We start from the raw sequence: 20,815 nt of genomic DNA, 5'->3' as shown, positions 1-20,815 counted from the left end.
ATAGAAGCAGCCGCAAAATACTCCACCGGGCTTTAAAACCCGGAAGGTTTCCCGAAAAGCCGCCGCCTTATCCGGGAAGGCATGAAAACCGTTTAAAGAAAGCACAAGGTCGAAGCTGCCGTCCTCGAAGGGAAGGGAACCCACGTCGCCCTGCATAAACCGGACGTTTGAAAGGTCGAACAGTCCTGCCCGCTTTTGGGCCGTCGCCATCATTTCCGCTGAGTAATCCAGACAGGTCACGTCCGCACGTGGCAGCGTCTTGTATACCGGCATGGTCAGCACGCCGGTGCCCACGGGGACCTCCAGCAGCTTCCCGGAAAAGTTCTCCGGGATTCCGGCCAACGCCAATTCCAGATAGCGGTTGTTTTCCGCCTGCCCCATATCCCAGACCAGACGGCAGACGGCCCTTCCGAATATGGTGGAGCAGGTAATCATTCCGTCGTAGGCATTTGCCTCTTTTCCGAGCGCCTGATAGGCTTGACGAATTTCCTCATGTACCATAGAGCAACCCTCCTCATATTTTTTGTGTAATCCGACAGCATAGGGCGCTGTCGCCGCCGGGCAAAACCTCCTTGTTTCAATGGACCACCCGATTTACTGGAGATGAAAGTTGGAGTCATTGCTCAGAGTATAACTTCCTCCGTGAAAAAAACGTCCGGCAGATGCACGATATGCACCTGCTTTTAAAATACCCAACACAGAGTTATAATACGCTAACTTTATAAAGAAAAAAAGACAATTGGAAAGAATAGCTTTATGGAAACAGCATGAATGAATTGGATATTACAGTCATAAATTACGCTTATTTCGCCTTCCTGTCAAGCCGCCTGCATCAAAGTCTCCGTGGAAGAAATCGGCAGCCGAGTTTAGCGACTACTCCTCATTAATGTGAAAATGGGCTTGACAATTTGAAGAAAACTGATAACATTGTTATTAGTTTTTGTAAGGGTGTGCTGATAACATGAGTGTGAATTCGCAGATAACCCGAACGCGTATTATGGAATGTGCCAGTAAGGAATTTATGGAGTACGGCTATCAGAGTGCCAACATGCGCCGCATTGCGCAGGCGGCAAATGTGACCACCGGGGCGATGTACAATCATTTTTCCAACAAGGCGGTTTTGTTTGATGCGTTGGTGCAGGCTCCGGCGGAAGAGATGCTCGATCGGTTTCGCGGCATTCACGCCCAGTTCAAGGCGGACCTGCCCAAGCTGACCTTTGTCCATATGAAGGAAACGGCATATTTGGGAACGGATTGGATGCTGGAGTATATTTACGCACATTTCGAGGCGTTTCGGCTGATTTTTTGCCGTTCGGAGGGCACGCGCTGGGTCTCGTATTTGGAGGAACTGATTGCCGTGGAGGAGCGTGCTTACTGCGACGCATTTGGCAAAAGAGGGCGGCGTGTCGAGGATATGTTCCTGCACATCATTGCCGCCTCCGGGTTTCAATACCTTGTGGAATGCGTGTCTCATGACCTGTCGTATGAAAAGGCCGTCGCCGTGCTGGACAGTGCCAAGCGTTTCAGTATGGCCGGCTGGCAGGAATTGTTCAAGCTTTGATCTTAATTTTTGGCCAAAAGTTAGTTAAAACTAACTAAACTGCTGAAATTGACAGGAGGTTTTATGATGTCACTCATTGTTCCTACGCAAGTTCCGGATACCTGACCGGAAATGATTTGACACAGGCACTGACTAGACCGTGGATGCCGTGCTGATTGTTGTATTCGATCCGGAGCGGATTGTCTAGTGTTGCGACGAAGCGCTGAATTTAGAACGGGTGTGGGCGGCGGAGCTATTTTGACTGGACAGAAAGAAAGGAGATTTTAAATGAATCAACAAAATCAAAAAAAACGGGGGCCGTTTTCCGATCTCTTTGCGTGGGCGGCGCCTTACAAGAGGCAATACGCCCTCGCGATGCTCACGGCGGTAATGGAGGTACTGTGCGCCATTGTGCCATATTATGCCGTTAGCCGGATTGTCACGCTGCTGATTGCAAAGGAGCAGGCGGCGTGGGCTTATGCCGAGTGGCTGGGTGTGGCGGCTATCTTCTGGATTGCAAGCTATCTGCTGCATGCCGTGTCCACCACTGTTTCTCACAAAGCCACCTTTACCGTGATTGCAGATGTGCGCAAGCGGATGTGCGAAAAGCTTGCGCGCATGTCCATGGGCCGGGTGATGGACCGTCCCAGCGGTGAGACCAAGAATCTGATTGTCGAGCGGGTGGACAGCATCGAGCCCACTCTCGCCCATCTGGTGCCCGAGATGACCAGTAAGCTGTTGGCCCCGGTGGTCATTCTCGTCTACATTCTGATACTGGACTGGCGGGTAGGGCTTTGGTCTCTTGCCACGCTTCCAGCGGGCCTTCTGGCCATGATGGGGATGATGGCGGGTTATCAGGGAAAATTCAGCCGGTATATCAATTCCGGCAAGCATCTCAACGCCGTCGCCGTGGAGTACATCAACGGAATTGAGGTCATTAAAACCTTCAGCCAGACCGCCAATACCTATCAGAAGTTTACTGATGCGGTTCATAATTCCGCTCATTCCGCCATCGACTGGATGCGGGATACTCAGATTTTTTTCTCCGCCGCGATGGTAATTATCCCCTCGGTTCTGGTGAGCGTTTTGCCCGCCTGCGTACTGTATTATTTGCAGGGGACGCTGGCATTGAACGACATTGTGATGATTGTGGTACTCAGCTTTGGCATGATGACGCCCCTCATCGGCGCCATGAGCTATACGGATGACCTTGGAAAAATCGGCACGATTGTGGGGGAGATTAACGAGATATTGGAGGAAGAGGAGCTTGTGCGACCGGAAAAGGCGGCGGTGCTCAGCCGGTTTGACATTGCAGGGCAGGGCGTGCGTTTTGCCTATCGGGATGTGGAAGTACTCCATGGAGTGGATTTTACGTTCCGGGAAGGCACGGTAAACGCGCTGGTTGGCCCCTCCGGCAGTGGAAAAAGCACGATTGCCCGGTTGATTGCCTCCATGTGGGACGTCACCTCCGGCAGCATTTCCATCGGCGGAACCGATATCCGGGAAATTCCCCTGAAGCAGCTCAACACCATGATTGCCTATGTCTCGCAGGACAACTTCCTGTTTGACGAATCGGTGCGTGAAAACATTCGTAAGGGCCGCCCCTCCGCCACGGACGCGGAGGTGGAGAACTGCGCCCGCGCTGCCGGCTGCCACGACTTTATCATGCAGCTTGAAAACGGGTATGACACCGTGGCGGGCAGTGCAGGCGGACATCTCTCCGGCGGAGAGCGGCAGCGGCTGTCCATTGCAAGGGCCATGCTAAAGGACGCGCCCATTGTCATTCTGGACGAAGCCACTGCTTATACCGACCCCGAAAACGAGGCGGTGATTCAAAACGCGGTGGCAAAGTTGGTGGAGGGAAAGACCCTGATCGTGGTGGCTCACCGCCTGTCCACCATCACGGATTCCGACCAGATTATCGTCGTGAACGGGGGCAAGATTGAAGCGGCGGGCACCCATGAGACACTGTTGGAGGACTGCGGTTTGTATCGTCGGCTGTGGGAGGCTCATATTGGCGCAAAAGACGTTTTGGAGGTGCGGTAATGTTTGGATACATTAAAAAATTTCTTGACTTTGCGGGTGATCAGCGCAAAAAAATGGCAGGCGCACTGGTTTTTGGATTTTTTCAAAGTCTGTTTCATGCGTTTTCTTTGTTGGGGGCAGCCTATGCGCTGGGAGCGATTCTGGACGGCAGCGCAAGCAAAAAAACTGCGTGGATTTCCATGGGCATTGTGCTGGCAGGGATGCTGGGCGCGTATTTCTGCAACTATTTCTCCATCCAATTGGAGACACGGGCAGGCTATACCACGGCGGCGGTGGCGCGTATTCGGATTGCCGAACGGCTGCGCTACGCGCCCATGGGTTTTTTTAATCAGCGCAATCTTGGCCAGATTACAAACGTCGCCACCAACACCTGCGAAAGCCTTCAGGAGACGTTGACCCGCAGTATGGTCCTGTCCGTGCAGGGGCTGATGACCACGACAGCCATCAATTTGATGCTGTTTATGTTCGACTGGCGCATCGGGCTTGTGACGCTGACGGGCTTTTTGCTGTTCCTTCTTGTGAACAGCCGGATGCATAAGGCGGGCGAGGAGATGAGCGGACGCAAGCTGAGGTCTGTGGAGGGGGCCGTGGAAGCCATTCTGGAATATGTGCAGGGCATCGCGGTCATCAAGTCCTATAACCTAAGCGGCGACGCCAACAAAAAGGTGTCTGACGCCATCGACGAGGAAAACACTGTCTCTTACCGGATGGAGCGGACCTTTATCCCGCTGATGTCCTTGCAGGGCATTGTTGCGAAGCTTGCGGGGCTTGCCATCGTTGGATACTCCATCGCGTTTTATCTGGATGGCTCCATGCCCTTGAAAAACGCGCTGATGATGTGTATTGCATCGGCCATGGTCTATAACGAGCTGGCAACCGGCGGCAATATGTCCGCCCTCATGCGCACGGCGGCGCTGGCCATTGACAATATCAATGCCGCGTTGGATATGCCGGTGATGGATGAGGATGGCGCGGACATTTCTCCGGAAAATACGAATATCACAGTGGAGGGCGTGGGCTTTTCCTATGACAAGCGGAAAATCATCGACGGTGTGAGCATTGATATTCCGCAAGGCTCCACGCTGGCCATTGTGGGCGGTTCCGGCGGAGGAAAAACAACGCTGTGCAACCTCATCATCCGCTTTTGGGATGTAAATGAGGGAAGAATCACGCTGGGGGGTCGGGATGTGCGGGAATACACGCTGGACAGCCTGCTGCAAAACTACGGCATGGTGTTCCAGAATGTGTACCTGTTCAACGATACGATTGCCAACAACATTCGCTTCGGCAAGCCCAACGCCACGCTGGGGGAGGTACGCAACGCGGCGCGGCGTGCCTGCTGTGATGAGTTTATTATGGCACTGCCCCACGGATATGACACGGTGATCGGAGAGGGAGGAGCCAGCATTTCCGGAGGCGAAAAGCAGCGGATTTCCATCGCCCGGGCGATCATCAAGGACAGTCCCATCATTATTTTGGATGAGGCCACCGCCAATGTGGACCCGGAAAACGAGTGGTTGCTTCAACAGGCAATTGCGGAGCTGACAAAGTCCAAAACCGTCATTATGATTGCCCATCGACTGAAAACCGTTCGGACCGCGGACCAAATTGTCGTGTTAGAAAACGGGCGCATTGCCCAAAAAGGAACCCACAGTGAACTGATAGAACAGGGGGGGCGTTACGCAGATTTCATCGGCATGCGCCAGCAGTCCATTGGCTGGAAGCTGGGCCGAACGGTCACGCAGTCCATTACGTAAAAAAGAGTTTACTTTCCACAAGCTAAAAACTGGAACCCGAGTGCGGGGGGCAAAAAATAAAGCGATCGGCTGTATGCTTGCATACAGCCGATCGCTTTATTTTTTGGTATCTTGATAAGAGATACCCATGAGATCAACGATGTAGTAGGGTTATCTAAGTTTTAGATCCTGAAAAAACGCATCAAAACTTTCAATATGGTAGAGTTCTTTCAGGGCAAGAAGAACACTGATTCTGACACTGTATTGTCCTCGCTCCGTTTGCGAAAGAACCTCCCTGCTGACGGATAGGCCCATTAACTCAAGGCTTGCGGCAACCTGTTCCTGTGAAAGCCGAGCGCGTTTTCGAAGTAGCTTTAAATTCGCTCCCATTGATATGTCCTGCTTAAGTTTCTGCGACATAACAGCCCCCTCCCAAACGTATTTAAAAATGCTTTAAATACTTTTGAATAACTTTTGTTGATTTTATCGTATTGTATATGATAAAATTGGAATGTATACATTCCAAAATTAACAAAAGCACACATCTAAAAAGAAAAGAAGGGGATGGAGGAACGAGAACGAATCGTTGCGGTGCAATGAATTGCGCGAGAAAAATCAATAAAAAATAACAAGGTGGAAAAATGAATGGGCAAATGGTATAAAAATTTAAAAATTGCGACAAAGGTTACCGGAGGGTTTCTAATTGTGGCGATGATTGCGGCGATCATCGGAACAATTGGGATGTTTAGCTTGGAAAGCGTGGACGCGTCCTATGGAACGGCTTATCGGGATACGTCATTGGCTCTGGAATGCCTTGAAAAAATTAGCGCCGGAAACCAAAAGATCCGTGGTAACCTTTATCAGCTATTGCTGGTGGAAACGCGACAGGAAAAGGAGGAGATACGCGCGGAATTTTCTGATGTCGACAGCACGATGGAGGAAGCGCTTGCGGATTACAAAGCGATGCTGCTCAAATATGACGCAGCGGAGGTTGAAACTGAGACGGCATTGATTACCGAGGTGGAGTCCAGGTTTCAGGAATATCAAAAAATTCGGGATAAATTTGTTGACGATCACGGAATGGATATTGAGAATTGGATGAAGGCATACGACATTTTAACTAAAGAGATCGCGCCATACCGTATTGCTGTTGACGACAGTATTGACGCAGCGATAGAATATAACAACGAGTATATTACAGAGCAAATTGAGAAAGTGACTCAGCAGGTAAGATATACTGAGATTGTCATGATTGCGGTAATTACAGTTGGTGTGGTGCTTGCGGTACTTATTGGAATTTTAATTGCACGCAATTTGTCCCGGCGCATCGGCGTGGTTGTGAGTGCCACGGAACGACTGGCCGAGGGGGATCTTGATGTTTCTATCGATGTGGATTCCAGAGACGAGATTGGTGTGCTGGCCAAAGCCTCCCGCAGGATGTCTGATACCCTGAAGGAGATTATTGTCGATCTTTCCCGAGGTTTGGAGGCTTTTGCCGGCGGCAATTTTGCATTGGACTCTCAGGCGGAGGACAGCTACGTGGGCGACTACCGTCCCATGCTGGACAATATCCGAAAAATGCGGGATAAACTCAGCAATACGCTTAGCAATATCAACCTTGCGTCAGAGCAGGTGTCCACTGGCTCCGAACAGGTTTCCGCCGGAGCACAGGCGCTTGCCAGCGGTTCCACAGAGCAGGCCGCCGCCGTGGAGGAATTGGGCGCCACTGTGGAGCATATCTCGGATCAGGCGCGGGGGAATCTGGACCTGGTGGGGGCTGCCGCAATGTCCATCCGGAAGTCTGACGAACGTGTCACTGCCGGAAACACACACATGGAACAACTCACACAGGCCATGACCGAGGTGGCTTCGGCGTCCAGTCAGATTGCCAGCATTACCAAGGTCATCGAGGACATCGCGTTCCAGACCAATATTCTAGCGCTGAACGCTGCCATTGAGGCTGCCCGGGCGGGCAACGCGGGCAAGGGTTTTGCGGTGGTGGCGGACGAGGTGCGCACCCTTGCGGCAAAATCTGCCGAGGCCGCCAAGCAGACGGCAGAGTTGATTGAAAACTCGGTATCTACGGTTGACCGTGGGACAGAGCTGACAAATCAGACCGCACAGATTCTCAAGGATGTGAGTGCCGTGGCCCAGGAAGCCACGCGCAGCTTTGGAAAAATCGAGCAGTCCATCGCGGAGCAGACCGGAGCAATCGAACAGATCCGGGATGGACTCTCTCAGATTTCCTCGGTGGTGCAGACCAATGCCGCCACGGCGGAGGAAAACTCCGCCACCAGCGAGGAGATGTCGGCTCAGGCCATTGCCCTGCGTCAGGAGGTCCAAAAATTCAGGCTTTGGGAGGGCAAAGAGCAGGAGCCGCGTGACAAAGACAACAGCAACGAGTCCGGGGAAGTACGGAGCAACCGGGCGTGGGAAACGGCAGACACGCGCGTGGAACTGACTGCGGGAAAATATTAAGGGCGCAAAAACGCATTTGATACGCGATTGGTGTATTCGTGGACGGGAGGCGAATCCGCGGGATTTGCCTCCCGCCGCTTTTCCCGTGTCCATGAGATGTGGGAGCGTGGGCGGGGCGTTGCTTGGATGGTTCGCACTTCCTGCCCCAGAGGTGAATATGATGCTTTACAGGTATATTACCTCATCATGGAACAGGAAGTGTTAGCATGGCAATCAAGATCTTTATTGACCAGGGGCACAACCCGACAGGTTATCACAATACCGGCGCGTCCTGGTACGGGCTTGACGAGCAGGATGTTACGTATCAAGTGGGCGTGTATCTGGCGGAGATGCTCAACAGCGACCCCCGCTTTGAAGCGCGCCTGTCCCGTCCAACGCCCGACACGGTTTTGGGCACCAACAACTCTACCAGTCTTGCAGAGCGGGTGCGCATGGCCAACGAGTGGCCCGCCAACTATTTTATCAGTATCCACGTCAACGCCAACCCCAACCCTGCAATCAACGGCTCGGAGGTCTACATTTATCAGCTCTACACCCAGTCCAACTGGCTGGGAGAGGCTGTGCTGGACGGGATTGTAGAGGCCGTCGGCACAAAGCGCAACGGCGTGATCGCGAGACCATCCCTGTACGTTCTGCGCAAGACCACCATGCCCTCCATTCTGGTGGAGATGGCGTATGTGTCGAATCCCTCTGACATGGAGAAGCTACGGGATAACCAGTATCAGTTCGCGCAGGGCATTTACAACGGCATCATGCGTTATTTCGGGTTTTCCTCCTAAAGAAAGAAACTCCCCCTGCCGTAGGTCGGCAGGGGGAGTTTTATATACTCATAGAGCGGCCAAATCCTGCAAAAACAAATCCACAGCTTCCTGGGGCGTGGCCCAGCTGGTCACAAGACGAATGGCGGTGAGCCCATCCCCAACGGGTCCGCTGTACTCAAACTCATAGCCCCGCGCCAGACCCTTTACCACCCGGTCGGGGAAAATGGGAAAAATCTGATTGCTGGGGGAGTTGGAAGCAAAGCCATAGCCCAGCGCTGCAATCCCTTGGCGCAGCTTCTGCGCCATTTCGTTTGCGTGGCGGGCAAGGTCGAAATACAGTCCGTCCTCCAGCAGGGCGGAGAACTGAATGCCCAGCAGACGGCCTTTAGCCAGCATGCCCCCCCGCTGCTTCATACAGGCCCGGTAGTCTGCCGTTTGAGAAAACAACGGCCTCCCCGAACAGCGCGCCATTTTTCGTGCCGCCGATGGTAAACACGTCGGTAAGAGCTGCCAGATCAGAAAGCGTAAGGTCGCTGCACTCCACCGTCAGGGCAGAGCCGAGACGTGCGCCGTCCAAAAACAGATACAGCCCCCGCTCCCGACAGACATCCCGCAAGGCGGAAAGTTCCGCCCTTGTGTAAACGGTGCCAACTTCTGTGGTATTGGAAATGTAGACCAGCTTGGGGTGGACCATGTGCTCCGAACCGTCGTGACTGTCCAGCACTTGCCCAACGAGTGCCGGGGTCAGCTTCCCGTCAGGGGAGGGGACGGTGCAGACCTTATGCCCCGTGACCTCTACCGCGCCCGTCTCATGGGTGGCAACATGGCCGCTGTCTGCGGCGATCACGGCTTCAAAGGAGCGGAGCAGCGCGTGAATCACCAGCATATTTGCCTGTGTGCCGCCCGCAAGGAAATGCACATCAGCCTCCGACGCGGCGCACAGACTGCGAATCGTTTCCGCCGCCGCCGCGCAGCAGGGGTCCATACCGTAGCCCCGGGTCTGTTCTTCGTTTGTCTCGATCAGGGCTTTCAGCACTGCGGGGTGTGCGCCCTCGCTGTAATCGTTGCGGAAGCTGTACATAAAGTTCCTCTTTTCTATGATTGAAAAATCGGCTCGCAGGCGGTTGGAGGAGTCCTGCTTTTCAGGATTGCGGACAGATTCACCCTTTGCACAATATCCATTGAAATCGCCTGCCGTTTCTGCTATCATACCTCTGGAAAGCAAAAAAATCAAGAACGAACGCCATCCCGCTATAAGGTGCGGTCCTGAGGAAATTCAGCATTATGCCGGGAACATTTTCCCCGCTTGAACCGTTAACAAGGTGAGAATGTCGGCTACGGCCGCAAAAATGAAAGGAAAGTTACATTGCTATGAAAAAGCTGCTATTTCCTGTTCTGGCGGCGCTTGTGCTGATGATGGGACTGACCGCCTGTGGAGATACCGGGGACAAGCACCCGGACCTGACCGCCTATTACAACTCTATGGCGGAGACGCTGGGCTGGGACAACGAGAGCATGGCTGAAACGCCTGACGACGTGCTGGACATTTACTATCCGGGGCTTAAAGACATTGAGACAAAACAGTTTATCGCCCGTTCAGTAATGATTAGCGCGGCGGCGGAGGAGCTGGTTTTGATGGAGTGCAATTCCCCCGAGGACGCGCAGGCCGCCAAGGCCATTCTTCAGCAGCGGATGGAGGATCAGGTGGACGGAGGAGCGTGGTATCCCAGCACCATTCAGACATGGGAAAACGCGCAAGTGTCTGTCAACGGAAGCTACGCCGCTCTGATTGTTTCTGGTGAACATCAGGAGGAGCTGAGCGAAGCATATAACGCGCTGTTCGCATCCTGAGCGGCGGCGCTGCCCGGCCGCGGTTTCTAAGCCGCGGCTTTTCCCTGTACGAAGAAAGGAGGCGCCGCGTTGGTATTCAGCAGCCCCGTATTTTTATTTTTTTATCTTCCCATCTCGCTGGCGCTGTACTTTGCCGTTCCATTGAAGTGGCGGAATCTGGTGCTGCTGGCGGTGAGCCTGCTGTTTTACGGCTGGGGAGAGGGCGTTTACGTTCTCATTATGCTTTTATCCACCGCCATCGACTATTCGCATGGGCTTCTGGTGGAAAAATATCGGCGCGAGGACAAAAAGGCCCGGTGGTTTGTGGCGCAGTCCGTGATATTCAACTTGCTGATTCTGGTCTTTTTTAAGTACTATAATTTTATCGCCGCAAATCTCTCGCTGATTCCGGGCCTTGCCCTGCCGGACCTAAATGTACATCTCCCCATCGGTGTTTCCTTCTACACGTTCCAGACCATGAGCTATACCATCGACGTATATCGCAAAGACGCGCCGGTGCAACGAAATCTTGTGGCCTTCGGGACCTTTGTCACCATGTTTCCCCAGCTCATCGCGGGACCCATTGTAAAGTACAAGCAGGTGGCACTGGAACTGAATTCCCGCCATACCACGGCGGAGAGCTTTGCCCGGGGGGCGCTGCGGTTTACCGTGGGCCTTGCGAAAAAGGTGCTGTTGGCAAACGCCGTGGGCGCGCTGTGGGAGACGCAGTTGGCGGCTCAGTCTACCGAGACGCTGACAACAGCAGGGGGGTGGCTGGGGCTGGCAGCGTTCTCTCTCCAAATTTATTTCGACTTTTCCGGCTATTCTGATATGGCGATCGGCCTTGGGGATATTTTCGGCTTTAATTTTCCTGAGAATTTTGACCACCCGTATCTTGCAAAATCCGTCACGGAGTTCTGGCGGCGATGGCACATGTCTTTGACCGGGTGGTTTCGGGAGTATGTTTACATCCCCTTGGGCGGCAACCGAGGCGGGACGTGGAAAACCTTGCGGAACATCCTGATTGTCTGGACGCTGACTGGCATCTGGCACGGGGCAAGCTGGAATTTCCTCCTCTGGGGCGAGTATTTTGCCGCGTGGCTGATTCTGGAGAAATATGTGCTGGGCGGTGCGCTCAGCCGTGCACCCGTGGCGGTGCAGCGTATCTACACTTTGATCATTGCCGCCGTGGGATGGGGCCTGTTTGCCATTGAGGATTTGGGCCAGTGCGTGGCGTATCTGAAAATTTGCTTTGGCGGCGGGACACTATGGAGCGCGGAAGACGGGTATCTTTTGAGAAGCTATGGCCAGACCCTTGTGATTCTGGTTCTTGCATCCACCACGCTGGGCCTGCGCCTGTGGGCGCGGCTGCCAGAGCGGGCGCGGCAAATTGCCGAGCCCTTACTGATGCTGGCGGGGCTGACGGTGTGCACGGCGTATCTGGTGGACAACAGCTATAATCCGTTTTTGTATTTCCGCTTTTAGGGGGTGAGGGAATGACGAAAAAATACGGGATGTTTCGCTCCGCCCTCTTCTGCGCGTTTTTGGTTTGCATTGGGGTGCTGCATCTAGCGCTGCCGGACCGAGTGTGGTCCGAGACGGAAAATCGGACGCTGGCAAAGCGCCCGGCCCTCACCGCAGCTAGGGTTGCGGACGGGACGTTTATGGCGGATGCGGAGGACTATATTGCAGACCAGTTTCCGGGACGGGACGGCTGGACGGGTCTGAAGGCCCGGGCGGAGCAGTTTTTGGGAAAGGCGGAATTCCGGGGCGTATACCTGTGCGGAGATACGCTGATTAACCGGGGCGACGAGCCGGGAGAGCAGGCGGAAAAAAATCTTGGCTATGTCTCCGCATTGGCGGAGACGGCAGAGGTTCCGGTGTATCTGGGGCTGATTCCCACCGCGTCGGAAATCTGGGGGGACAGGTTGCCCGCCGGTGCCCCGGTTCCAGACCAGAGTGCGTTTATCCAAAGGGCGCTGGAAGAAACGGGCGTTTCCGGGGTGGATTATCTCTCGGCGCTTCAGAACCGGGTGGGAGAGAAAATCTTCTACCGCACGGACCACCACTGGACCAGTCTGGGGGCGTATTACGGCTACGTCGCCCTGTGTGAGGCTTTGGGTGAAGAGGCTGTAAGCTTGGATTCCTTTACACCGGAAACGGTCAGTACAGACTTTAACGGAACCCTGTATTCCACCTCCGGCGTCCACTGGCTGACGCCGGATACCATGGAGTATTACGTCCCGGAGAAGGGCGTGACGGTGATCGACCCGCAGGATGGCGCAACGGGGAGCCTGCCGCTGTATGACCGCTCGTATCTTGCAAAGAAAGACAAATATTCCTCGTTTCTGGGGGGCAACCGACCGATTTGCATCGTCAAAAATTCAAACGCCGCCACGGACCGCAAACTCCTTCTGATTCGGGACTCCTATGCAGACGCCATGGCTCCGTTCCTGTCTCAGACCTTTGCGGAGGTTCACCTGTTGGACCTCCGGTATTACCATCTGTCTCCCGCGGAGTATGCCCGGGAAAACGGAGTGGACAGCATCGTGGTGAGTTATAGTGTACAGAATTTTGTAACGGACAAAAACCTCGTGTTTTTAAGTCGCTGATAAAAGAGGGCGGACGGGGAATAACACGATGGCCCTTTGTTGCCTCCCCCTCGAAATTGCGCGTTTTTGGATTATTAACAGCCGGAGAAAAAAAGCGCCTGAGGAGTTAATTCCTCAGACGCTTTTTCATGATTAAGTCATTTTTCGCTTTCTTCATCCTGCCCGTCGGAGAGGAGCAGGTCCACAATCTGGCCGTATAGCCGCTCCGGGCTTTGGCGAAAGCGCTTCTCAACCGCCTTGGCCATGTCTTCCCGCACCATCATCAACTCCATATCCATCACACTGCCCATGTCGTCGGACAGGCACAGGGCCACGGTCCATGTCCCGTTGGGCCGCTGGATGGAGGAGGCCTGCACTTGACTTTTACGCCGCAGGCGGCGGTTGTAGTCAGACAGATTCCTGTCGCACCGCAGGCGGACGGAATAGGGCAGGTTGGACTCGCAGATTTCGCTGTTTCGCCGCCCCTTATCGGTGATGGCGTATAGGCCGTCATCGGAAAGCGTTAAGTGATCTGTCTTTACAAGGTCTGCAAGACAGTCGGAAAAGTCAAAATAGTCAATGGCGTCGTCGCACAGCGTCAACTCCAGCATCGCATCAAAGGGCACCGACTCGATGACCCGCGCAGCGATGTACAAAATCAGAAATTTTATCTCCAGATGATCGTGAATAAAGCCGTGTCCGGCCATGGGGCCACCTCCTTGCGCCGCATAGGCGTTGTTGGTTACGACCATTATAGCCGTTTTCCACGGGTTTGTACAGAGCAAACCTATAAAATGACTTGACGGAGCGGCTTCCTGGTGGGATGATAAGGAAAAAGCTGACGAAAGGCGGCACGTTTATTGAAACGATTTTTTTCGATCCTGTGTGCGACTCTGTCCATAATCAGCCTTTCCGCCTGCGGTGGAAAAGAGCCTCCCGCTCCGGCAGAGTCGTCCGCCGCCGTCTCCGCCCAAGCGCCGGAGGTGATGGAAGAACCGGCACCCTACGTCCCCTCCGGCACGAACCCTCTGACGGGGTTTCCCATGGAACCGGAGTATGAAACACGGCGGCCTGTGGCGGTAATGCTGAACAATCTCCGCGAGGCCCAGCCGCAGTTGGGACCCTCTTCGGCAGACATTCTTTACGAAGTCACCGCTGAAGGAGGTATTACCCGGATGCTGGCCCTTTACCAGACGCTGGAGGGGAAACAGGTGGGGGAGCTTGGCAGCGTCCGCTCCAGTCGCCCCTATTACATCGAACTGGCGCTGGGCCACGATGCGCTGTACGTTCACGCCGGGGGCAGCCCGGAGGCGTATTCCAACCTGAACGAATGGAAGGTGGACAGGATGGACGGGGTGAATGGCGGGTCCGATGCGGAAATTTTCTGGCGGGACAAAGAGCGCAAAAAAACCATGGGCTATGAACACAGCCTGATTACCTCTGGGGAGAACATTCTTGCGTATCTCGCTAAGGGCCGCTTTTCCACAGAGCACAAATCCAATTATACTTACAGCCAAAAATTTGTGGACGACGCTACGCCCCTCAACGGCCAACCCGCAGAGCATGTCCGGGTAAAGTTTTCCGTCTACAAAACCGGGACCTTTGAGTATGACGCGCAAAGCCGCAAGTACCTTGTGGGGCAGTATGACGCACCGTATGTGGACGGAGACACAGGGGAGCAGGTGGCGGTGACGAACCTGTTGGTGCTGGAGACAAATATTTCCGTGATTTCAGGGGATTCCTACGGGCGAATGAAGGTAAGGACCACCGGCGAGGGAGATGGCGCGTATTTCTGTGGGGGGAAGACCATTCCCATCCATTGGAGAAGGGCCAATCGAAGCAGTCCCTTTGTCTATACCACACAGGGCGGAATACTGCTAAATCTGGAGCGGGGGAACAGTTATGTATGCATCATCAGCCCGAAAACCGGGGCCGTAGAGGCTTCGTAACCTGTAGAATAATCCGCATTTTGAGGTGGGGCCATGTATTTTAGGCGCATCCGGGAGCTGAGAGAAGACCGCGACCTTACCCAAGCCGCCGTAGCGGCGTATCTGAACATGCACCGCAGTGTTTACCGCCGCTATGAGAGCGGGGAACGGGAAATTCCCGTCTGGGCGGTGCTTGCCCTGGCGGAGCTGTATCGCGTCAGCACGGACTATCTTCTGGGCAGAACTGACCGGCCTTTGCGTCCCACCGGAAAATGAGAAAGCTTGCGACGTGGGCGTCCGCTTTTTGTGCGGGGATTTTTCTGGCGCAATATCTTCTGCCAAACCATTTGCTACTGGTTTTTTCAGCGGCAGCTTTGGGACTTGGCGTTTTGGCTCTTTTCCTGCGGGAACCGAGACGGTATCGGGCTGTTCTGATCTGCACCGCCTTGTCAGTGGCATTTGGGTATTACTGGGCATTTGCGCTCTTGGTGCAGGCTCCGGCGGAGGCGCTGGCGGAGCAGGAGCTGACGAATGTGACCATGGTTTTGACAGAGTATCCGAGTGCAACGGCTTACGGCGCAAAGGTGACGGTGCGCCCGGACATTCCCGGTCTGCGGGGAGTGCGGGCCGTTTATTACGGGGATGCGTCCCTTCTGGAGTTGGCTCCAGGTCAAACGGTGACGGACGACCTGCGGTTAAAAAGCGCGGCAAAGATACAAGATGACGAGGTGACTGCCTTCATCTCCAAAGGTGTGTTTCTTCTGGCCTATGGCAGGGGAGAAGCGGCGTATGGAGACGGAAGTGCTTCTTCGCTCCGATGGTGGCCCGCCCGAATGGGACAGGCCATGCGGGAGAACATTGCCGAGTTGTATCCTGGGGAAGCAGCGGGCTTTATGACCGCTATTCTCACGGGAGACTCGACGCTGCTGAGTGAAGCGGCCGGGACAGATTTAAGCGAGGCGGGCACCTACCACATCATGGCGGTGTCCGGTCTGCACTGTTCTTTTTTGGCCGCGTTGATCCTGGCGCTGATTGGCAAAAAGCACCGTCGGGCGGCAGCGTGTATCGCCATTCCGATTTTGATTTTCTACGCGCTGCTCACCGGGGCGCGTCCTTCGGTGGTGCGCGCCTGCGTGATGCTATCTCTGCTGCTGATTGCCCCCGCATGTGGGCGGGAGGGGGACCCGCCCACGGCCCTGAGCTTTGCCTTCCTGCTGCTGTTACTGCAAAATCCCTTTGCCGCGGCATCCATCGGGCTTCAGCTTTCTTTTGGCGCGGTGGCGGGCATGCTGTGGATGACGCCGAGGATGAACCGTTTTTTGCTGGGTGACAAGGATCGGGGACGGATCGCCAGGGCCATCTCCACCAGCGTTTCTGCCACCTGCGGGTCGCTGGTGTTCACCCTGCCTCTGTCGGCGTATTACTTTAACTTTCTGGTGCTGGTTTCGCCCCTTTCAAACCTCCTGTGCCTGTGGGCCGTGAGCCTGATTTTCGGGGCGGGGTTGATTTCCGTCCTGCTGTCGTTTGCGTGGGTAGCGCCCGCCTTGCTTCTGGCCCTTATTCCAAAGGGACTGATTGTCTATGTGCTGACGGTGGTAGAGGGCCTGGCAAAAATTCCATACCACGCGCTGTATTACACGAACCCGTTTTTGAAATACTGGCTGGTATACTTTTACCTCCTGTTCGGCGTGGCGTATCTGGGAAAGTCTAAGGCTCGCCGCAAATATGCGGCGGCGGCAGTGCTGGTGGCACTGTCTCTGACGGTGACGGTGAAACTGGGCAGATTTTTCTATACATGGGGCACGCTGGACATTGTGGTAGTGGATGTGGGGCAGGGAAGCTGCACCACCATGGCTTCCGGCGGGCAGTTCGCAATGATGGACTGCGGTTCTTCATCCAGTTGGAAGCGTGCGGGCGGGGACGCCGCCGACCAGCTTCTCAGCATGGGCTGCCGAAGGCTTGACTATCTGGTGCTGAGCCATTACGATTATGACCATGTTTCCGGCGTCACGGACCTGATGAACCGTTTGCAGGTGGGGACGGTTTTGCTGCCGGACAAATGGGACGACGCGGGATTGCGGGAATGGGTGACGGAGACGGCGGAAACCCACGGCGCGGCGGTGGAGCTGGTGACGGAGGAGCGAATGCTGACTCTGGGAAACAGCACTTTAACGGTTTATCCGCCGTTGGGCACCGGCAACGACAACGACAGCGGCCTTGCCCTGCTGTGCACCGCCGGAGATTTTGATTTGCTGATCACCGGCGACATGGACGCGCGAACGGAGGAAAAACTTCTTGCGGCCTACTCGCTGCCGGACATTGAGGCGCTGATTGTGGGGCACCACGGATCTAAATACTCCACGGGAGAGGAGCTGTTGGCGGCACTTAGCCCGGAAGTCGCCGTTGTCAGCGCAGGGCGGAACAACTACGGACACCCGTCGGACGAGGCCCTGCGTCGTCTGGCAAACGCAGGCGCGTCCGTTTATCGGACGGACCGGCAGGGGAACACCCATATTTCTGTAAAGTGAGAGAGATGAACATGGCTTATCAGACCGCAAAGCCCAGAGAGAACAAGGCGTTTCAAAAGTTGAAAGAGGATTTGTCCGCCGGGACGGCTGGTGGCGTTTACATCTTCTTCGGTGAGGAGGCATACCTCCGGGAATACTATTTGGGGGAGCTGCGCAAGAAATTGATTCCTCAGGGCTTTGAGGAATTTAATTACCACCGTCTGGAAGGGAAGGACCTGACCGTGCAGGCCCTTTCTGAAATGGCGGAGGCCATGCCCATGATGACGGAGCGGACGCTGCTTCAGGTGAGCGATTTTGATATTTTCAAGCTGGGAGAAGACCAGCGGGAACGGTTGATCTCGTTTTTAGACGATGTTCCGTCCTATTGCTGCGTGGTTTTTTCTTATGATACGTTGGACTATAAACCCAACAAAACCATGAAAAAGCTGTGTGCCGCGCTTGCGGGACACACCCAGGCAGTGGAGTTCCGTCAGGCGGAGAGCAGCGATTTAACGGCATGGATTGCCCGGCGGTTCCGGGCACTGGGCAAGGAAATCGACCGGCAGACGGCAGAGTATCTCATTTTCCTCTGTGGTCCGCTGATGACCGGTCTGGTCCCCGAGATTGCCAAAATCGGGGCTTATGTAAGAGGAAAGACCGTCACGGAGAAGGACATCGACGCGGTGGCGGACCCGATGTTGTCGGCGGAGGTATTTAAGCTGTCCGATGCGGTGCTGGCGGGGAATTACGATGAGGCGGCCCGGATTCTGGGGGATCTTTTGAAAATGCAGACGGAGCCGATTTTGATTCTGGGAATGCTGGGCGCGCAGCTTCGCCGGATTTACACCGCCAGACTGTCCCTAGATAGCGGAAAGGACAAATACTGGCTCATGAGCCTGTGGGGCTATAAGTCGGACTATCCGGTGCGGTTGTTGCTGTCCGCCGCGAGAAAAACCACGACGGCCTGGTGTGCCCGGGCGGTAAAGGAGTGTCAGGTGCTGGACAGGCGGATGAAAAGCGAAAAAGGCGTGGACAGCGCGGGAGAGCTGAAGCTGCTGTTGGTGCGTCTGGGGGTTCAAAAGCGATGAGAAAGGTGCGGGAAGTGATTGTGGTGGAGGGCCGTTACGACAAAAATACTCTTCGCCAGACAGTGGACGCCGCCGTGTTCCCTGTGGGCGGCTTTGCTGTGTTTAACGACAAAGAGCAGCTTGCCCTCCTTCGCCGCCTGGCGGAGGAGCGAGGGTTGATTGTTCTGACGGACAGCGACGGCGCAGGCCTTGTCATCCGCAATTATCTTAAGGGCGCGCTGCCGAAGGACCGGGTGAAGCAGGCGTATATCCCGGATTTATACGGCAAGGAGCGCCGCAAACGCAAGGCTGGAAAAGAGGGGAAGCTGGGTGTGGAGGGGATGCGCCCGGAGGTGCTTTTGAACGCACTGGAGCGGGCGGGCGCCACCTTTGAAGGAGAAGACGCCCCGCTGTCAGCAAAAAAGCCCCTGACCAAGGCTGATCTCTATGGGCTTGGGCTCAGCGGTGGGCAGGACAGCGGAGAGAAACGACGGGTGCTGCTGCGGCGTCTGGCGCTGCCGGAGCATCTGTCTGTTTCCGCTATGCTGGAGGCGTTGAATCTGCTGTACGGCAGGGAGGAACTGCTGGACCTCCTGAATGGAGAATCGGAGCTTTGAAATAAAGTGAAAAAAATCGAATACTTTATATTTCGATTTTAGACAATTTGCACAAAATTAAATTTTAAATGTTTCGATGTTTTTCGCATTCGGACAGTTGTACCCCATAATTCGACAAAATACGACACAAAGACATGTTAAAATAACTGATGTATCAACTTCCATGCGGCGTGATTTGGGAGCAGGGCCGAGTTTTCAATGGCGGTTTGTCAAAAATGGGAGGGATCGCGGTTGCGCAGAGTGTTTATTGGGGAGACTGAGGTTCTGGGAGAAAAAACGTGTTATTACCTGTTGGATGGCACAGGCGGCTATGGTGTAGAAATTATTCGGGGCGACGAACGAAGCCACGTGCATGGACTGGCGGTGTCCGGCGACCGTGTATGGCGGCTGGTGGAGCTGTTGCTTCGCTGCGCCGTGACACCGGTGACGCTGAGAGATGTGGCGGAGGATTGGCTGATTTGCTGACGGGAGAGCGGGTGTGTCCGGGTGCGGCAAAATCGGTGCCTTCTTCTGCCGAATCCTTCGACGAAGCGTTCCCCTTGCTTTTTCCTGGCAGAGTTTGTATAATAGACTTCTGATTATGGATCAAAGCAAAAGAGCGCCACAGGAAGGAAGGTAACGCAACATGGCAGAAGAACGCAAAATTCCGGAGACGGAGACGCCGGAGAGCCGCAATTTCATCCAGACGTTTATCGAGGAGGACATCGCCCCGGGTGGGCAATTCGCCGGGATGACGGTTCACACCCGCTTTCCACCCGAACCCAACGGATATTTGCACATTGGCCACTGTAAGGCGCTAACCATTGATTTTGGAATGGCGGAAAGATACGGAGGCCTGTGCAACCTGCGGATGGACGACACGAATCCCACCAAAGAGGATGAGGAGTATGTGGACGCCATCAAGGCGGACATCCATTGGCTGGGCTTTGACTGGGGCGACCGCTTTTTCTATGGGTCCGATTATTTTGAAGAGGATTATCGGCAGGCGCAGGGCCTTATCAAAAAGGGCCTGGCCTATGTCTGTGAACTGAGCCCCGAGGAGTTTAGGAACTATCGGGGCGAAATCGGCGTGCCCGCACGCAGCCCTTGGAGGGACAGGCCTGCCCAGGAGAGCCTTGACCTATTTGAGCGGATGCGTGGAGGCGAGTTTGAAAACGGACGCATGACCCTGCGGGCCAAAATCGACCTTGCCAGCGGCAACTTTAATATGCGAGATCCGGTGATTTACCGCATCAATCATATGCACCACCATCGGCAGGGAGATAAGTGGTGCATTTATCCCATGTACGATTTTGCCCACCCCATTCAGGACGCGCTGGAGGGGATTACCCACTCGCTGTGCTCTTTGGAGTTTGAGGCCCACCGCCCGCTGTACAACTGGGTGGTGGAACACTGCGACCTGCCCGCAAAGCCCCGGCAGATCGAGTTTGCCCGCCTGGGCATTGACCATACGGTGATGAGCAAGCGAAAACTCCGCACTCTCGTGGAGGAGGGCGTAGTTTCCGGATGGGACGATCCCCGGATGCCCACCCTGTGCGGCCTGCGCCGCCGGGGGTATACGCCCCGGGCCGTCCGCAGCTTCTGCGAACGCATCGGTGTTGCAAAAGCCTCCAGCGTGGTGGAATACGGCTTTTTGGAGCACTGCCTGCGGGAGGATTTGAACGAAACCGCACGGCGGACCATGGCGGTGCTGCGGCCCTTGAAGCTGACTGTT

The 20,815-nt window shown here is 54.9% G+C and carries 18 protein-coding genes and 1 pseudogene; 15 read left to right on the top strand and 4 right to left on the bottom strand.

Annotated features, from left to right (window positions below):
• The coding region (locus RT018_RS13505) for a class I SAM-dependent methyltransferase (protein ID WP_312942828.1) at positions 1-501 on the bottom strand (501 nt) is incomplete at its 3' end.
• Positions 502-961: 460 nt separating this feature from the next.
• Between RT018_RS13505 and RT018_RS13500 the strand changes: the two genes are divergently transcribed.
• From RT018_RS13500 to RT018_RS13490, 3 genes are all read left to right on the top strand, one after another.
• A complete protein-coding gene (locus RT018_RS13500; RefSeq protein ID WP_312942827.1) occupies positions 962-1,561 on the top strand; it encodes a TetR/AcrR family transcriptional regulator in 600 nt (199 codons plus the stop codon).
• Between the two features lie 267 nt (positions 1,562-1,828).
• Entirely contained in the window at positions 1,829-3,586 is a 1,758-nt protein-coding gene (locus RT018_RS13495) for an ABC transporter ATP-binding protein (RefSeq protein WP_312942826.1), read from the top strand.
• Entirely contained in the window at positions 3,586-5,343 is a 1,758-nt protein-coding gene (locus RT018_RS13490) for an ABC transporter ATP-binding protein (RefSeq protein WP_312942825.1), read from the top strand. Before RT018_RS13495 ends, RT018_RS13490 begins: the two co-directional genes overlap by 1 nt.
• 150 nt (positions 5,344-5,493) lie before the next feature.
• On the opposite strand, the gene RT018_RS13485 is transcribed toward RT018_RS13490, so the two are convergent.
• On the bottom strand, positions 5,494-5,742 hold the full coding sequence (locus RT018_RS13485; protein WP_312942824.1) for a helix-turn-helix transcriptional regulator: 249 nt from the start codon (positions 5,740-5,742) through the stop codon (positions 5,494-5,496).
• Between the two features lie 225 nt (positions 5,743-5,967).
• On the opposite strand from RT018_RS13485, the gene RT018_RS13480 reads away from it, so the two are divergent.
• Positions 5,968-7,800, top strand: a complete 1,833-nt coding sequence (locus RT018_RS13480) for a methyl-accepting chemotaxis protein (protein ID WP_312942823.1) — start codon at positions 5,968-5,970, stop codon at positions 7,798-7,800.
• Positions 7,801-8,006: 206 nt separating this feature from the next.
• The gene (locus RT018_RS13475; protein WP_312942822.1) at positions 8,007-8,579 is read left to right on the top strand and encodes an N-acetylmuramoyl-L-alanine amidase; all 573 of its coding nucleotides are present in this window, start codon (positions 8,007-8,009) and stop codon (positions 8,577-8,579) included.
• Between the two features lie 48 nt (positions 8,580-8,627).
• Here the strand turns inward: RT018_RS13475 and RT018_RS13470 are convergent.
• Positions 8,628-9,642, bottom strand: a pseudogene (locus RT018_RS13470) (threonine aldolase family protein).
• A gap of 290 nt (positions 9,643-9,932) precedes the next feature.
• Here RT018_RS13470 and RT018_RS13465 point away from each other — a divergent pair.
• From RT018_RS13465 to RT018_RS13455, 3 genes are all read left to right on the top strand, one after another.
• Entirely contained in the window at positions 9,933-10,412 is a 480-nt protein-coding gene (locus RT018_RS13465) for a DUF4358 domain-containing protein (RefSeq protein WP_312942821.1), read from the top strand.
• Between the two features lie 69 nt (positions 10,413-10,481).
• Entirely contained in the window at positions 10,482-11,876 is a 1,395-nt protein-coding gene (locus RT018_RS13460; RefSeq protein WP_312942819.1) for an MBOAT family O-acyltransferase, read from the top strand.
• Between the two features lie 11 nt (positions 11,877-11,887).
• On the top strand, positions 11,888-13,003 hold the full coding sequence (locus RT018_RS13455; protein ID WP_312942818.1) for a DHHW family protein: 1,116 nt from the start codon (positions 11,888-11,890) through the stop codon (positions 13,001-13,003).
• A 137-nt stretch (positions 13,004-13,140) separates the two neighbouring features.
• Here RT018_RS13455 and RT018_RS13450 read toward each other — a convergent pair whose 3' ends face one another.
• Positions 13,141-13,734, bottom strand: a complete 594-nt coding sequence (locus RT018_RS13450) for a DUF4364 family protein (protein WP_312942816.1) — start codon at positions 13,732-13,734, stop codon at positions 13,141-13,143.
• Between the two features lie 108 nt (positions 13,735-13,842).
• Between RT018_RS13450 and RT018_RS13445 the strand changes: the two genes are divergently transcribed.
• The 7 genes from RT018_RS13445 to glnS form a co-directional block, all read left to right on the top strand.
• Entirely contained in the window at positions 13,843-14,931 is a 1,089-nt protein-coding gene (locus tag RT018_RS13445) for a DUF3048 domain-containing protein (RefSeq protein WP_312942815.1), read from the top strand.
• A gap of 33 nt (positions 14,932-14,964) precedes the next feature.
• Positions 14,965-15,186 carry a helix-turn-helix transcriptional regulator gene (locus RT018_RS13440; RefSeq protein WP_312942814.1) on the top strand — a complete coding sequence of 74 codons (222 nt, stop codon included), beginning with the start codon at positions 14,965-14,967 and terminating at the stop codon, positions 15,184-15,186.
• Positions 15,183-17,438 carry a DNA internalization-related competence protein ComEC/Rec2 gene (locus tag RT018_RS13435; RefSeq protein ID WP_312942813.1) on the top strand — a complete coding sequence of 752 codons (2,256 nt, stop codon included), beginning with the start codon at positions 15,183-15,185 and terminating at the stop codon, positions 17,436-17,438. The genes RT018_RS13440 and RT018_RS13435 overlap by 4 nt, the downstream gene beginning before the upstream one ends.
• Positions 17,439-17,449: 11 nt before the next feature.
• A complete protein-coding gene (holA, locus tag RT018_RS13430) occupies positions 17,450-18,505 on the top strand; it encodes a DNA polymerase III subunit delta (RefSeq protein WP_312942811.1) in 1,056 nt (351 codons plus the stop codon).
• Complete coding sequence (locus tag RT018_RS13425) at positions 18,502-19,101, top strand: DUF4093 domain-containing protein (RefSeq protein WP_312942809.1); 600 nt, start codon at positions 18,502-18,504, stop codon at positions 19,099-19,101. The genes holA and RT018_RS13425 overlap by 4 nt, the downstream gene beginning before the upstream one ends.
• Before the next feature lie 240 nt (positions 19,102-19,341).
• A complete protein-coding gene (locus tag RT018_RS13420) occupies positions 19,342-19,566 on the top strand; it encodes a DUF6514 family protein (RefSeq protein WP_312942830.1) in 225 nt (74 codons plus the stop codon).
• A 160-nt stretch (positions 19,567-19,726) separates the two neighbouring features.
• Positions 19,727-20,815: glutamine--tRNA ligase (glnS, locus tag RT018_RS13415; protein WP_312942807.1), on the top strand; the 1,089-nt coding region annotated here is incomplete at its 3' end.

This window comes from Oscillibacter sp. (assembly GCF_032060045.1).
Lineage (GTDB): Bacteria > Bacillota > Clostridia > Oscillospirales > Oscillospiraceae > Oscillibacter.
Note: the sequence above shows the minus strand (reverse complement) of the source record. Positions and strands in the feature narration are given on the sequence as shown.

Coding starts and splice junctions, on each gene's coding strand:
- RT018_RS13500 (WP_312942827.1), top strand. CDS start 962: ATGAGTGTGAATTCGCAGATAACCCGAACGCGTATTATGGAATGTGCC.
- RT018_RS13495 (WP_312942826.1), top strand. CDS start 1,829: ATGAATCAACAAAATCAAAAAAAACGGGGGCCGTTTTCCGATCTCTTT.
- RT018_RS13490 (WP_312942825.1), top strand. CDS start 3,586: ATGTTTGGATACATTAAAAAATTTCTTGACTTTGCGGGTGATCAGCGC.
- RT018_RS13485 (WP_312942824.1), bottom strand. CDS start 5,742: ATGTCGCAGAAACTTAAGCAGGACATATCAATGGGAGCGAATTTAAAG.
- RT018_RS13480 (WP_312942823.1), top strand. CDS start 5,968: ATGGGCAAATGGTATAAAAATTTAAAAATTGCGACAAAGGTTACCGGA.
- RT018_RS13475 (WP_312942822.1), top strand. CDS start 8,007: ATGGCAATCAAGATCTTTATTGACCAGGGGCACAACCCGACAGGTTAT.
- RT018_RS13465 (WP_312942821.1), top strand. CDS start 9,933: ATGAAAAAGCTGCTATTTCCTGTTCTGGCGGCGCTTGTGCTGATGATG.
- RT018_RS13455 (WP_312942818.1), top strand. CDS start 11,888: ATGACGAAAAAATACGGGATGTTTCGCTCCGCCCTCTTCTGCGCGTTT.
- RT018_RS13450 (WP_312942816.1), bottom strand. CDS start 13,734: ATGGTCGTAACCAACAACGCCTATGCGGCGCAAGGAGGTGGCCCCATG.
- RT018_RS13440 (WP_312942814.1), top strand. CDS start 14,965: ATGTATTTTAGGCGCATCCGGGAGCTGAGAGAAGACCGCGACCTTACC.
- RT018_RS13435 (WP_312942813.1), top strand. CDS start 15,183: ATGAGAAAGCTTGCGACGTGGGCGTCCGCTTTTTGTGCGGGGATTTTT.
- holA (WP_312942811.1), top strand. CDS start 17,450: ATGGCTTATCAGACCGCAAAGCCCAGAGAGAACAAGGCGTTTCAAAAG.
- RT018_RS13425 (WP_312942809.1), top strand. CDS start 18,502: ATGAGAAAGGTGCGGGAAGTGATTGTGGTGGAGGGCCGTTACGACAAA.